This is a genomic window from Streptomyces sp. NPDC050264, from assembly GCF_040655895.1.
In the GTDB taxonomy this organism is placed as follows: Bacteria; Actinomycetota; Actinomycetes; order Streptomycetales; family Streptomycetaceae; genus Streptomyces.
This window is the reverse complement of the sequence record NZ_JBFAKV010000006.1, coordinates 136,793-149,815: the sequence shown is the minus strand read 5'-3', so window position 1 is coordinate 149,815 and position 13,023 is coordinate 136,793. Positions and strand designations below refer to the sequence as shown.

Annotated in this window: 15 protein-coding genes and 1 pseudogene; 8 read left to right on the top strand and 8 right to left on the bottom strand. The window is 71.4% G+C overall.

Annotated elements, in window-relative coordinates:
* Window positions 1-13 precede the first annotated feature (13 nt).
* The 3 genes from AB0J02_RS12640 to AB0J02_RS12630 all read left to right on the top strand — a co-directional run bounded on the left by AB0J02_RS12640 (window position 14) and on the right by AB0J02_RS12630 (window position 1,912).
* Window positions 14-172 (top strand): hypothetical protein, encoded by a 159-nt coding sequence (locus AB0J02_RS12640; protein ID WP_363193612.1) that lies wholly within the window; start codon window positions 14-16, stop codon window positions 170-172.
* A 66-nt stretch (window positions 173-238) separates the two neighbouring features.
* A complete protein-coding gene (locus AB0J02_RS12635) occupies window positions 239-730 on the top strand; it encodes a response regulator (protein ID WP_363193611.1) in 492 nt (163 codons plus the stop codon).
* 117 nt (window positions 731-847) lie between these two features.
* Window positions 848-1,912 (top strand): hypothetical protein, encoded by a 1,065-nt coding sequence (locus tag AB0J02_RS12630; protein ID WP_363193610.1) that lies wholly within the window; start codon window positions 848-850, stop codon window positions 1,910-1,912.
* Window positions 1,913-1,939: 27 nt separating this feature from the next.
* Here the strand turns inward: AB0J02_RS12630 and AB0J02_RS12625 are convergent, their stop codons facing one another.
* The gene (locus AB0J02_RS12625) at window positions 1,940-2,572 is read right to left on the bottom strand and encodes an HdeD family acid-resistance protein (protein WP_363193609.1); all 633 of its coding nucleotides are present in this window, start codon (window positions 2,570-2,572) and stop codon (window positions 1,940-1,942) included.
* A 170-nt stretch (window positions 2,573-2,742) separates the two neighbouring features.
* Between AB0J02_RS12625 and AB0J02_RS12620 the strand changes: the two are divergent.
* A pseudogene (locus tag AB0J02_RS12620) lies at window positions 2,743-3,072 on the top strand (DUF488 family protein); the annotation flags it as partial.
* A gap of 41 nt (window positions 3,073-3,113) precedes the next feature.
* On the opposite strand, the gene AB0J02_RS12615 reads toward AB0J02_RS12620, so the two are convergent.
* Window positions 3,114-3,485 (bottom strand): helix-turn-helix transcriptional regulator, encoded by a 372-nt coding sequence (locus AB0J02_RS12615; protein WP_363193608.1) that lies wholly within the window; start codon window positions 3,483-3,485, stop codon window positions 3,114-3,116.
* 141 nt (window positions 3,486-3,626) lie between these two features.
* Here AB0J02_RS12615 and AB0J02_RS12610 point away from each other — a divergent pair, with 141 nt between their 5' ends.
* Window positions 3,627-5,357 carry a sodium:proton antiporter gene (locus tag AB0J02_RS12610; RefSeq protein WP_363193607.1) on the top strand — a complete coding sequence of 577 codons (1,731 nt, stop codon included), beginning with the start codon at window positions 3,627-3,629 and terminating at the stop codon, window positions 5,355-5,357.
* Here the strand turns inward: AB0J02_RS12610 and AB0J02_RS12605 are convergent.
* The 4 genes from AB0J02_RS12605 to AB0J02_RS12590 form a co-directional block, all read right to left on the bottom strand.
* Window positions 5,354-5,713 (bottom strand): luciferase family protein, encoded by a 360-nt coding sequence (locus AB0J02_RS12605; protein WP_363193606.1) that lies wholly within the window; start codon window positions 5,711-5,713, stop codon window positions 5,354-5,356. The genes AB0J02_RS12610 and AB0J02_RS12605 overlap by 4 nt on opposite strands.
* A gap of 149 nt (window positions 5,714-5,862) precedes the next feature.
* Window positions 5,863-7,095, bottom strand: coding sequence for an acyl-CoA dehydrogenase family protein (locus AB0J02_RS12600; protein WP_363193605.1), 1,233 nt, complete (start codon window positions 7,093-7,095; stop codon window positions 5,863-5,865).
* Window positions 7,096-7,115: 20 nt separating this feature from the next.
* On the bottom strand, window positions 7,116-7,760 hold the full coding sequence (locus tag AB0J02_RS12595; RefSeq protein WP_363193604.1) for an HAD family phosphatase: 645 nt from the start codon (window positions 7,758-7,760) through the stop codon (window positions 7,116-7,118).
* Entirely contained in the window at window positions 7,757-8,569 is an 813-nt protein-coding gene (locus AB0J02_RS12590; RefSeq protein ID WP_363193603.1) for an SDR family oxidoreductase, read from the bottom strand. The genes AB0J02_RS12595 and AB0J02_RS12590 overlap by 4 nt, the downstream gene beginning before the upstream one ends.
* A gap of 142 nt (window positions 8,570-8,711) precedes the next feature.
* Between AB0J02_RS12590 and AB0J02_RS12585 the strand changes: the two genes are divergently transcribed.
* Complete coding sequence (locus AB0J02_RS12585) at window positions 8,712-9,653, top strand: alpha/beta hydrolase (RefSeq protein ID WP_363193602.1); 942 nt, start codon at window positions 8,712-8,714, stop codon at window positions 9,651-9,653.
* Window positions 9,654-9,699: 46 nt separating this feature from the next.
* Window positions 9,700-10,350: a TetR/AcrR family transcriptional regulator gene (locus AB0J02_RS12580; protein WP_363193601.1), complete on the top strand. Its 651-nt coding sequence runs from the start codon at window positions 9,700-9,702 to the stop codon at window positions 10,348-10,350.
* On the opposite strand, the gene AB0J02_RS12575 is transcribed toward AB0J02_RS12580, so the two are convergent.
* Window positions 10,326-10,913 carry a PadR family transcriptional regulator gene (locus AB0J02_RS12575; RefSeq protein ID WP_363193600.1) on the bottom strand — a complete coding sequence of 196 codons (588 nt, stop codon included), beginning with the start codon at window positions 10,911-10,913 and terminating at the stop codon, window positions 10,326-10,328. The two genes, AB0J02_RS12580 and AB0J02_RS12575, sit on opposite strands and share 25 nt — an antisense overlap.
* 116 nt (window positions 10,914-11,029) lie before the next feature.
* Between AB0J02_RS12575 and AB0J02_RS12570 the strand changes: the two genes are divergently transcribed.
* Window positions 11,030-11,464 (top strand): nuclear transport factor 2 family protein, encoded by a 435-nt coding sequence (locus AB0J02_RS12570; protein ID WP_363193599.1) that lies wholly within the window; start codon window positions 11,030-11,032, stop codon window positions 11,462-11,464.
* Here AB0J02_RS12570 and AB0J02_RS12565 read toward each other — a convergent pair.
* Window positions 11,431-12,960 (bottom strand): isocitrate lyase/phosphoenolpyruvate mutase family protein, encoded by a 1,530-nt coding sequence (locus AB0J02_RS12565; protein ID WP_363193598.1) that lies wholly within the window; start codon window positions 12,958-12,960, stop codon window positions 11,431-11,433. The two genes, AB0J02_RS12570 and AB0J02_RS12565, sit on opposite strands and share 34 nt — an antisense overlap.
* Window positions 12,961-13,023: the final 63 nt, after the last annotated feature.

Below are 13,023 nucleotides of genomic sequence, written 5' to 3'. Positions count from 1 at the left end.
GAGAGGTCCGTTCATGAACATGCGTCAGCACGCACCGCACCCCGCGGAGACCCAGCAGGAGGTCAGGGGCCGCATCCGCACCTGCCGCCCGGCCCGCTGGGACGGGCGCGACATCCGCGAAGCCGACGCCGAGCGGGATCCTGACTGGAATCTGGTGCGCGGGGAGGACTGAGAGCACCCTTCCACCATCGGCGTTCCGGCATATGCTGTCGGAGCCGACGAGGGGAGGCACCCGGCGATGCCCACCGTTGCACGGCCCAAGATCCTTATTGTCGACGACCGCGAGGACACACTCTTCGCGATGGAGAGCGCTCTCGCCCCGCTCGGCTATCCGGTGGACCGCGCGAACACCGGGGACGACGCACTCAAGGCAGTCCTGCGAGGCGGAATAGCAGTAGTGCTCCTCGACGTGCTGATGCCCGACGTCAGCGGTTTCGAGGTGGCCCATTACATGGCACGGCTCGAACAGACCCACGACATACCGATCATGATGATCACCGGCGCCGGGCAGGACCCCGCGCTCGCCCTCAAGGCCTTCGAACTCGGCGTCGCCGACTATGTCGTCAAGCCGATCGAGCCATGGGTGATGCGGACGAAGGTCCGCTATCTGTACGAGACGAGCATGCGCCTGCGGGCGCTGCGCGAGCGCCTGCATTCGTACGAAGACGAGGAACACCCCGCGTACCCGCGACCCGGCTTCGAGGGCAGCCCTCTGTCGCGGCCCGCCTGACCCCTCCCCCACCCGCGGTGTCGATGGTCACACCCGCGCGGAGACACCCCCTCCCCATGTGGTTGTACAGTACAACTTGGTTAAGAGTTGTATAAGCCAACCTATGGAGGCCATGCCATGCCCGCCGCGCACAACCCGGCGCTGCGCCACGTCCTGACGCATCTGCTCACCCCGCTCCTGATGTGCGTGGGCATGGGCTTCGCCTACCTGGGCGCCTTCGCCGCGCCCGAGCCGCACCATCTGCCGGTGGCCGTCGTCGGCTCCGGGGCCGAGGCGAAGGTCTTCGCGCAGACCGTCAAGGACAAGGCGGGCGACGCCCTCGACGTGCGGACGGTCGACACGCGCGCCACGGCGATCGACCAGCTCAGGACACGGAACATCGACGGTGCCTACGTGCTCGGCGCCAAGACTCCCGAGCTGATCGTGGCCTCGGCGGGTTCCGACACCACGGTCTCCGTGGTCGAGAAGATCTTCACGCCGGTCGCCGCCCAGCAGGGCGAGCCGCTCAAGGTCACGGACGTGGCGCCGCCGGTCTCCGGCGATTCGACCGGACAGGGCCTCTTCTTCCTGCTCGTCGCGGTGAGCATCGGCTCCTACGCGTCCGTGGCGGTGCTGGGCGGCGCGGGTGCCGCGCTGCGGACCCGGACGCGCGCGCTCCTCGCGGCCGGCGTCTCCGGAGTGGTCGCTCTGATCGGCGCGGCCTTCGCGGGCCCGGTCTTCCACCTCGCGCACACCGGCCTGTGGGGCCTGTGGGGCATGGCGTGGGTGTACTCCGCGGGCATCCTGCTGATCGGCGTAGGGCTGCACACGTTCCTGAAGCGGTGGACGACGCTCGCCGTGATGGTGCTCTTCGTGATGCTCAACTTCACCAGTTCCGGCGGCGTCTTCCGCCCCGAGCTGCAGAACGGGTTCTTCGCGAGCCTGCACGCGTTCTGGAACGGCGCCGGCTTCGTCGAGGGGGCCCGCAGCCTCCTGTACTTCGACCACTACGACCTGGGCCGCTACGTGTGGACGCTGGTGGCGTGGCTCGCGGTGGGCGCGGTGGTCTTCGCGGTCGGCGCGGTGGCCGGACACCGGCAGGAGCGGGCGCTCGCCGCGGCCGCCACGCCGGTCAAGGACGCGGCGAACACAGAGGAGACCGAGGAGACCGAGGAGGAGCTGGAGGAGGCGGTCGGCGTCTGACGCGCCGCTCCCCTCCTCCCTACGGTTTCAGACGCCGTGCGGCACCTTCTTCGCCCGGCCGCGCAGCATGAACGCCTCGACGATCTCCACGACGCCCATCGCCACCAGCCAGCAGCCGCCGACGAGGGTGAGGACGGCGACGGACTCGAACGGCGAGACGATCAGCACGATGCCGGCCATGGCGCTGACGATCCCGAGGAAGATCTGCCAGCCGCGCGCGGGCGTCCCGGGGTCGGACGCGGCCGCGGCGGTCTGGGTGATGCCGCGGAACAGCCAGCCGATGCCGATCCACAGGGCGAGCAGCAGGATCGACTGCATCGAGCCGCGGAAGCAGAACAGACCGAGCAGGATCGAGACGGTGCCGCTGATGAACGCCATCACGCGCAGCCCTGTCGTCACATGCGTGCCGAAGGCCGTCACCAGCTGGAAGGCGCCGCTGACCACGAGGTAGACGCCGAAGAGGATGCCGGCCGCCCACAAGGAGGCGCCCGGCCAGACCAGGACCAGCACACCGAGGATCAGTGCGGCGACGCCCGCGAGCAGAACCGCCTGCCACGCGGCATGGGCGAGTCTGCCGAGCGGGCCCTCGGGAGTGCGCGGCGCCTCGTTCTGCTCGGTGCTCCGGTGCGGACTCTGCGGGTCGTACGGTGCTTGGGTCATGTCCGACTGTTCCCACCGTCGTCCGGCGTCCGCCAGCGGGACTGGGCCGAATGGGTGACACCCGGCGCACCCCGCGCCGCGGCCCCACCGCGCCCGGTACGCGCGGCGGGGAGAAGAGCAGAATGGGCCGATGACCGCAATTCCAGCGCCCGGGCCGTTCCCGGCCCGGGCGCGTCTACGATCCGCCCGCCCCGTCCGACGGCGCCCGCCTGCTGGTCGACCGGCTCTGGCCGCGCGGGATCTCCGAGGAGCGGGCCGCTGTCGACGAGTGACTCAAGGACATCGCGCCGTCCGGGGAACTGCGCCCCTGGTACCACGAGGACCGGGCCGCACGGTACGAGGCGTTCGCCGAGCGGTACGCCGCTGAGCCGGCCGAGCCGGCCCGCGCCCGTCTGGTCGACCATGTCCGCGCACTGGCCCGGCAGGGTTCCGTCACGCTGGTGACATCGGTGAAGGACGTCGAGCACAGTCACGTGCCCGTGCTCGTACGCCACTTGGAGGAGCCCCACGGACAGGGGCGGCCGACGGGACGTGAGGCGCCTCAGGCCGCGAGGCACACCGTGCCGCGCCCCTGCCCACCGCCCGGACCCGCACCGAGCACGGTGACCGCGGCGACGGAGACCGGCCGGAGCCGCGCGGCCCGCGCCAACTCGCCCTGTGCGAGCGCCAGTACGTCGACGAGCCCGAGGCCGAGCGCGCCGGCCGCGGCGGCGAGCATCTCCGAGGACGCCTCCTTGCGGCCCCGCTCCACCTCGGAGAGGTAGGGCATGGAGATCCCCGCGACGTCGGCCACGTCCTGCAAGGTCCGTCCCTGCGCCCGTCGTCGGCGGCGCAGCACGTCCCCGACGACATGCCGCCACAGCGGCTCCTGAGCGGCGGCGTGGCGGGGCCTGCGGGTCTCGTGATGGGTCATCGGCTCAGCTTAGGGCGGAGCCGCCGAGCCGGGGCCGGGCTTCGCCCAGGGCGATATCGGCGGGGCCGAAGAGCACGCTCGCACCGGGGGAGGCCAGAATGCGCCCATGCGCAAAACAGGACAGAGCAGCGCGGGGCTGCCATGGAAGTGACTCTGATCGCCGTCGTCGGCGTCGCGAGCGTCGTGGCGGTCGCCGCGTTCTCCCAACGCCTGGGCCTGGCCGCGCCGCTGAGCCTGGTCGTGGTCGGGATCGCGCTGAGCTTCGTGCCGGGTGTGCCGGTGGTGGAGATCGAACCGGAGTGGGTCCTGGCCGGGGTGCTGCCCCCGCTGCTGTACTCGTCGGCCGTCAACATGCCCGCGCAGGACTTCCGGCGCGACATCAAGGCCATCACCGGCCTCGCCGTGCTGCTCGTCGCCGTGTCGACCCTGGGCGCGGGCTGGCTGGTGCATCTGCTGATCCCGGATCTCGGCTGGCCGGCCGCGCTCGCGCTCGGCGCGGTCGTCAGCCCCACGGACGCCGTCGCGGCGACCTCGGTGGGCCGCAAACTCGGCCTGCCCGCACGCCTGTTGACGCTTCTGGAGGGCGAGGGCCTGGTGAACGACGCGTCGGCCCTGGTGCTGCTGCGCTCGGCGATCGCCGCGATGGCCGGAGCGGTGTCGCTGTGGGGTGTGGCCGGGAAGTTCGTGTTCTCGGTGGTGATCGCCGTGGCGGTCGGTCTCGTCGTCGGTTTCGTCAACGTGCGCGTACGGGCGCTCCTGAACGACTCCGTCCTCAACACGGCGATCTCCTTCGTCGTGCCGTTCGTCGCGTACGTCCCCGCCGAGGAGTTCGACGCCTCGGGGGTGCTCGCGGTCGTCGTCACGGGTGTGGTGACGGGGCATCTGAGCCCGCGGCTGCTGCGGGCCCAGGACCGGATCGGCGAGGCCATGAACTGGCGCACGCTCGCCTTCCTCCTGGAGAGCGCGATCTTCCTGCTGATGGGGCTCGGCCTGAAGACGCTCCTCGACGAGGCGCACGCGCACGAGAACGGCCTGGGCGCGGGCCGGGTCGTGTTGTACGGTCTCGCCGTCACCGGGCTCGTCATCGTCGTACGGATGGTGTTCGTGGCGCCTCTGGTGGCGATGCTGCGCCGCGACGAGCGCCGGGCCGCCGCGGCCAAGCCGATGATGGAGCGGTGGCAGGAGCGGGTGGCCACCTTCGACATGAGCGAGCGGTTCGGTCCGCGCAGGAAGGCGCGGATCGAGCGTCGGGTGAGCCGGGTGAGCGCCGACATCGACTTCCGTCTCACCGAGACGCTCGGCTGGCAGGGCGGCGTCGTGCTCGCCTGGTCCGGGATGCGCGGCGCGATCACGGTGGCCGCGGCGCAGACCCTGCCGGAGGACACCCCGTACCGCCCGCAGTTGATCCTCGTCGCGTTCGTCGTGGCCGCGACGACGCTGCTGCTGCAAGGGCTGACGCTGCCGTCCGTGATCCGCGTCGTGGGGATCCCCGGCGACGATCCGCAGCGTCTGCGCACGGAGTACGGGCAGTTGATCACCGAGGTGTCCCGGGCCGCGACGGACGCGCTGGACGCGGAGGCGGCCGACGGCGACGTCGCCCCGGCGATCCTCGACCGGGTCCGCGCCGACAGCCTGATCCGCCCGGCGGACGACGAGGGGCGGGACGCGCCTTCGCCCGAGCTCCCGGACGACGCGGGGATCACGTACATGCGGCTGCGGCTGCGTGTCATCACGGCCGAGCGGGACGCGCTGCTCGCCGCCCGCACACGGGGGACGTACAGCTCACGCGCGCTGACCGGCGCGACCCATGTGCTCGACCTGGAGGAGGCACGACTGCAGCAGCTCTGGGACCGGTTCGACGAGGAGGACTAGGAGGCGCGCGGGCGCTCCCAGTCGCAGGGTGGTGAGGGGCAGGCGTGCGCGTCGTGCTCCTTGAGGGCGACGCTCACCAGGCTCAGCAACAGATGTACGTCCGTGTCGCATTCGAGGAGCACGGTGATCCATGAGGCGCCCGGGTGGACTCGGATGGCGCTGTTGTGCCGCAGTTGGGGAAGCAGTCGCTGCACCACCGTCGCGGTGAGGTACAGATCGGCGCAGTCATCGGCGTGGAAATGGACGAGTTCGTGGCCCGCCGCGCCGAACGCGCGCCCCACCGAGCACCGGGGCGGGCCACTTACCAGGTTCGGCCATGTCCCGAGTTCGGTCATGGCGCGCTGGGTCGCGGTCATGCCTCCATCCTCGCGCACGCTTCACCTGGAGGACCACCCCCAGCAACCCCCGCTTCTCTACACGTACGGGCGAGGCCCGTCGCCCGGCGCCACAACGGCCCCGAAGCGATGAGCCGGCCCCCGTAGACGCCCCGGGCCCCGGGGAGCGGTCACCGTTCGCCGCGCTCGGTCTCACGGCGACGCAGTTCGCGCCGGGCGATGGTCCGCTTGTGCACCTCGTCGGGGCCGTCCGCGAGGCGCAGAGTGCGCAGGTGCGCGTACATGCTGGCGAGCGGGAAGTCGTCGCTGACGCCGGCGCCGCCGTGCACCTGGATGGCCCGGTCGACGACCTTCAGGGCGACCTCCGGGGCGGCCACCTTGATGGCGGCGATCTCGGTGCGGGCCTGCTTGTTGCCCACGGTGTCCATCAGGTACGCGGCCTTGAGCGTGAGGAGCCGCACCATGTCGATCTCGATACGGGCCTCGGCGATCCAGTCCTGGATGTTGGCGCGCTCGGCGACCGGTGACCCGAACGTCGTCCGGGACCGGGCCCGGTCGATCATCAGGTCCAGGGCGCGCTCGGCCATGCCGACGGAGCGCATGCAGTGGTGGATGCGGCCGGGCCCCAGACGCGCCTGGCTGATCATGAATCCGTCGCCCTCGCCGGCGAGGAGGGCGGTGTGCGGGACCCGTACGTTCTCGAAGAGCACCTCGGCGTGGCCCTCGCGGTCCTGGTAGCCGAAGACGGGCAGGCCGCGCAGGACGGTGACGCCGGGGGTGTCGAGCGGTACGACCATCATCGACTGCTGGCGGAAGGCGGGGCCTTCGGGGTCGGTCTTGCCCATGACGATCAGGACCTTGCAGTGCGCGTGCAGGGCGTTCGACGTCCACCACTTGCGGCCGTTGAGGACGTAGGTGTCGCCGTCGCGCTCCATCCGCAGCTGGATGTTGCTCGCGTCCGAACTGGCCACCGCGGGCTCGGTCATGGCGAACGCGGAGGCGATCTCCCCGTCGAGGAGCGGCTTCAGCCACTTCTCCTTGTGCTCCTCGGTGCCGAACAGCGTGAGGACTTCCATGTTGCCGGTGTCGGGCGCGTTGCAGTTGGTGGCCTCGGGTGCCAAGTGGGCGCTGCGGCCCATGATTTCGGCGAGCGGCGCGTACTCGAGGTTGGTGAGGCCCGGACCCCATTCGGGGTGCGGGTGGAAGAGGTTCCACAGGCCGCGCTTCTTCGCCTCGGTCTTCAACTCCTCGATGACCGGCGGGTGGAAGTGCGGGTCTCCGGACTCGGCCATCTGCGCGGCGTACACCGGCTCGGCCGGGTAGACGTGCTCGTCCATGAAGGCGAGCAGCTTGTCCTGGTACCCCTTGGCCTTGTCGGACAGTTCGTACACGGGTCCTCCCACGGTGGTGTCCTGCGCTGATGTCATGCCGACGGCTCGAGCAGCCGGGCGAGTCCGGCCGCGGTGGCCGCGGCGTCGCGGTGTACGACGCCGGCGATGCCGAGCCGGGCCGCGGCTGTGATGTTCTGCTCCAGATCGTCGACCATGACGGTCTCCTCGGGCCGCGAGCCGAGCCGCTCGCAGGCGATGGCGTACGCACGCCGCGAGGGCTTGCGCACCCCGATCTCGCCGGACACGGTGACCGCGTCGAACAGGGCCGGCAGGTCGAAGCCCGCGTAGCAGTCGTCGCCGAGGGAGTTGGACAGCATCCCGACCCTGTACCCGTCGGCCCGTACCTTCGCCACGAGCGCGACCATGTCGGTGTCGGGCCGCAGCCGCGCCTGCAGCCGGCTCAGGAGCCGGGGGCCGCCTTCGCCGCTCTCGACGGCGACCCCGTGCACACGCAGCCGCTCCGCGAAGCCGTCCTCGAACTCCCGCTCCCCGATGCGGCCTTCTTCGTGCGCCACGAGCAGCGCGCTGCTCGGCGCGTCCTTCGACAGCAGGCGGAGCAACAGCCTGGGCTCCGCGCCGAGTTCGCGTCCCAGCTCCTCGAAGGCGGCGACGACACTGGTGGTGAGCACGCCGCCGAAGTCGAAGAGGACCGCGCCACGCGCGGGGGCGCCGGTCATCGCACCGCCTTCTGGTAGCGCCGCATGCCGCGCAGCCAGCGGTCGTAGTCGCTGCCCTTGTGGCGGAAGTACTCGAGCACCTGCGGGTGCGGCAGGACGAGGAACGGCTCGTCGGCGACGGCCTCCACCACCCGGTCGGCGACATCGAGCGGCTGCAGCAGGTCGCCGGAGTCCAGCACGGCGCGCGCGGCGGCCTGTTCGGCCGGGTCCTCGGAGCGGGTGCCCGCCATGAGCAGCTCGGTCTCGACCCCTTGCGGGCACAGGCAGCTCACGCTCACCCCTTGGTCGCCGTACGTCACCGAGAGCCATTCGGCGAAGGCCACCGCGGCGTGCTTGCTCACGGCGTACGTCGCGGAGCCGATCTGGGTGAGCAGGCCCGCGGCCGAGGCCGTGCTGAAGAAGTAGCCGCGGCCGCGCTCCACCCAGCCGGGGACGAGGAGCTTCGCGGCGCGCACATGCGCCATGACGTTCACGTCGAGGGCGCGGCTCCACTCCGCCTCGCTCGCGTCGAGGCCGGCGCCGCCGCCGATCCCGGCATTGGCGAAGTACAGGTCGACGGGGCCGAACCGCTCCTGGGCGGTGTCGATCAGCGCGCGCAGATCATCGGTGTCCGCCGCGTCGCCCGCCTGTCCGGCCACGCACTCCCCGTGGGCCCCGCCCAGGCGCCGCACGGTTGCGTCGAGGCGCGCTGCGTCGAGGTCGGTGAGCAGGACCCCGCGGGCCCCGGCCTCCAGGAGGCGCTGCGCGACGGCGGCGCCGATGCCGCCCGCGGCTCCGGTGACGACGGCCACCCTGTCGTTGATCAGCATGCGCTTCTCCCCTTCTCCGCCCGGCATCCGGCACCGTACTTGAATCCGGGTTCAGGTTCAATGGACGGATGCCCCGGCGGCCGGTCTGTAGAGTTGAACCCAACGTCGAGTTCATGAATCCGGGATGCCGAGGAGTTCGTACATGACCGCTGATCTGTCGATCGACGCGTGGGACCGGATCACGGCGCGGTCCGTCGCGACCGGCGGCATCACGCTGCGCGTCTTCGAGCACGGACCACGGGACTCGGACAAGCCCGTGGTCGTGCTCTGCCACGGCTTCCCGGAGCTGGCGTTCTCGTGGCGGCACCAGATCCTGGCGCTCGCCCGGGCCGGGTACCGGGTCCTGGCCCCCGACATGCCCGGTTACGGCGGGAGTTCACAGCCGGCGGACGCCGACGCGTACGACGCGCTGACGCTCTGCGCCGATCTCGCCGGGCTCCTCGACGACATCGGCGCGGACGACGCCGTGTTCGTGGGCCACGACTGGGGCGCGTCGGTGGTGTGGCACATGGCCTGGGCGTATCCGGAGCGGGTGCGGGCCGTGGTGGGGATGAGCGTGCCGGTGACGCCCCGCTCCCCCGTGCCGCCGCTGCCGGTCATGCGGGGGCGCCTCGGTGACGACTTCTACATGGTGTGGTTCCAGGAACCGGGCGTCGCCGACCGGGCGCTGGCGCGGAACGTACGCAGGACGCTCGTGACGCGAGAGATCTGGTCCGCCGCGTGGGCCGCGCGGCCCGACGAGGAGTTCCCGCCGCCGCCGTGGCTGAGCGAGGAGGAACTCGCGTATTACGTCGCCGAGTTCGAGCGGACCGGGTTCACCGGCGGCCTCAACTACTACCGGAACCTGGACCGTACCTGGAAGCTGACCGAGCACTTGGCGGGGCGCACCGTCGACTGCCCGTCGCTGTTCGTCACCGGGTCCAAGGATCCGGTCCGGCGCTTCATGCCGGACGACAAGATGGAGCGGGTGCTGACCGATCTGCGCGGGCGTGTCGTGCTCGACGGTGCGGGACACTGGATCCAGCAGGAACGCGCCGAGGAAGTGAACGCCGCACTGCTGGAGTTCCTGGCCGAGCTCGGCTGACCTCGGCCGGCACCCCGTCTTCCCGATCGACAGTGAATGGACCGCCTTGGCTGCTCAGGCCCCGGCCGCCGACGGCGGCCAGAAACAACCGATCACGCCCCGCAGCGCACGCGGCGTCAAGACGCGGGGCGCGCTGGTCGCCGCGGCCCGTGAGGTCTTCGAGCGTGACGGGTACCTCGACGCCCGGATCACGGACATCTCGGCGGCCGCGCACGTCGCCTCGGGCTCCTTCTACACGTATTTCAACAGCAAGGAGGAGATCTTCCGGGCGCTGGTCGAGCAGGTGCAGGAGGAGATGCTCCACCCGCATCTGCGCGAGCGCACCGGGATCACCGATCCGCGGAAGCTCATCGACGCGTCGAACCGCGAGTACCTGCGCGCGTACAAGAAGAACGCGCGGCTGATGGCACTGTTCGAGCAGGTCGCGCAGGTCGACGAGCAGTTCATGAAGCTGCGCATCGAGCGGGGCAACGCGTTCGCGCGGCGCAACGCCAAGCTGATCCGGTCACTGCAGGAGAGCGGCGCGGCGGACGCGAGCCTGGATCCGCTGGTGACGGCGCACGCCCTGTCGGTGATGGTCAGCCGCATGGCGTACATGGTGTTCGTGCTCGGGCAGCGCATCCCGTACGAGCGGCTGGTGACGACCCTCAACAAGATCTGGGAGAACGGGCTTCAGCTCGCGGACCCGGAGGTCTGACCCGGGGCGCGGGCGGCGCGGCGCTCCAGGACGTCCAGGACCCGCCGCCCCCAGCGCAGGTACTCCTCTTCCAGGGCGATACCGCCCAGCAACGTCAGATACGGACCCACGCGCTCGCCCTCGGCCAGGAACTCGTCCTCGCCGAGGCCGCCGAGCAGATGCCGGCGCACCCGCTCGTAGCGGGCGAGCTTGCCGTGCGCCCAGGCCATCCGCTCCTCGACGTGCTCGCGGACCGCACCGAGGTCGCCGACGTCGACTGCCTGCACCTTCACCATCAGTTCGTCGCGCATCGCCATCGGCTTCGGCTGTTTCGCCGTGAACGCGGCGAGGTCGGCGCGGCCGGCCCCGGACAGGGTGAACATCCGCTTGTTCGGCCGGCGCTCCTGAGACACGACCCGCGCGTCGATCAGCCCCTCGGCGGCGAGCCGGTCCAGCTCGCGGTAGAGCTGCTGCGGCGTCGCGGCCCAGAAGTTCGACACCGAGACGTCGAAGATCTTCGCCAGGTCGTAGCCGGACGCCTCGCCCTCCAACAGGGCGGCCAGCACGGCGTACTTGAGAGACATATGGACACCCTACAGCGAGACGATTATTGTCTCTCGCACCTATTCAAATAGTTGTCTATCGAGGATGGTCTTCGAGACCGGTCCTGTGGACAGCGGCAGAGAACGAGGTGGCGTCCATGCATCCCTTCCGCGCGGCGGTGGAGAAGGGCGATCTGGCGGCGGTCGAGGCCATGCTGGCCGAGAACGTGCTCTTCACCAGCCCGATCGTGTTCAAGCCGTACCCGGGCAAGGCGATCACCGCGGCGATCCTGCGCGCCGTCACCCGGGTCTTCGAGGACTTCCGCTACGTACGCGAGATCGAGAGCGCCGACGGGCGCGATCACGCGCTGGTCTTCGAGGCGCGGGTCGGCGAGCGGCAGATCACCGGTTGCGACTTCCTGCACGTCGACGAGGACGGACTGATCGACGACTTCATGGTGATGGTCCGCCCGCTCTCCGCGGCGCAGGCGCTGGCCGCGGCGATGGGCGCGCAGTTCGACCTGATCGCGCAGGAGGCGGCGGGCGAGGACCGCACCGCTCAGCGGACCGCCAGCCGCTGCACCTCGGCGTAGGACAGAGCGTCCGTACCGGCCGGGGGCCTCCCGTCGCGGATGCCCGTCGCGGTGTCCACGGCCGCCGCCAGGGCCCTGCGGTAGAGCAGCGAGCCGAGGCTGACCCGGCGCACGCCGAGCGCGGCCAGTTCGGCGAGGGAGGGGCCGGTCGGCGCGTACAGCAGGTTCAGGGGTGTCACCAGGCCTGCCGTCAGTTCGGCGATGTCGGCCGGGTCCGACAGCCCCGGCACGAACACGCCGTCCGCTCCGGCCTGTTCGTAGAGCGCGAGGCGCGTCGAGGTCTCTCCCTCCTGGCGGCCCAGCCAGTGGGTGTCGGTGCGCGCGTTGACGAAGAGAGCGGGCACGGCGGCCTTCACCGCGGCGATCTTGGCGGCGTGCAGCTCCACGGGAGCGAGTGTTCCGTCGGGCCGGCCGTCTTCGAGGTTGATCCCTGCCGCGCCCGCCTCGTGCAGCGTCCGGGCCAGCTCGGCCACCTCCTCCACGTCATCGCTGAAGCCGCCCTCCGCGTCGACGGTGAACAGGAAGGAGCCCTGTCCGAGGCTGCGGGCCAGCGCCACGGTCGCGGCGGCAGTGGCCGCGACCCCGTCCGGCAGGCCCGTGGCGGCAGCCACGCCCAGGCTGGTCGTACCGATGGCCTGGAAGCCCTGTGCCGCAAGCGCCGCCGCGGAGGCGTGGTCCCAGGCGTTCGGCAGCAGCAGCGGCGCGGCTTGCTGATGCAGGCGGGCGAAGGGGGTCGACGGGCGCCCGCGCAGGCCGTCGGCCAGAGCGAGCGCGTGGGCGCGGCCGGGGCAGACGCGGGGCGGTGCGCCGAAGGTGAGGGGCACCGGGTGCGCGAACCCGGCCGCCGCGAGATCAAGGAGCACCACGCCGCCTTCGGCGATCTCCCGGTCCGCCACGTGTGTGGCCCCGGCGGCGACGCGCCGCATGGTCCGTACCGGAGGGTTCTCCCGGAGCACCCGCGCCTGCGGTACGTCGCCGCTGTCGGCCGCGGCCGCGACGAGGGCGGCTGTCGCGTCGCAGGCCTGGACGAGCAGTCCGATGCGGTTGGCCACTGTCTCCGGGGCCGCTTCGTCGGCCGGGTCCCGCGTCAGGTGCGCGACCAGCCGGGCCACCGCCTCGTCCGCCGTCGCGTCGCCGCCTCCGAAATAGGCGCCCGCCACCACGAGCACGGCCTCGGCCACCTCTGCGGGCCCTGGCATGCCCAGCGCTTCGGCGAGCGTGCGCACCACCCGCGTCCGGACGTCTCCCCCGGCCCCGGCGATCACTGCCTCTCGTAGCGCGGCGGGCTCCAGGCGGGCCAGTTCGGCTTCGACCGGGGCCCGCCGCCGCCGGTGCGGCTCCCCGGAGCTGAACCGGGCCACCGAGGCACGCAGCCAGGCCACGCTCGCCCCTGCCGGGCCGTCGTCCGCCTCCGGAAGTTCCGGGACGAGAGCCGGGTCGGCGAGCGCCGCCCGTACGTCCGCGTAACGGGCAAATCGATGCGTAGTGTGCGACATGCCCCTGACGCTAGGTCCGGAACAGTTCGGCGCGGCCCGAACCGTCCCGGACCGCTTCGGGCA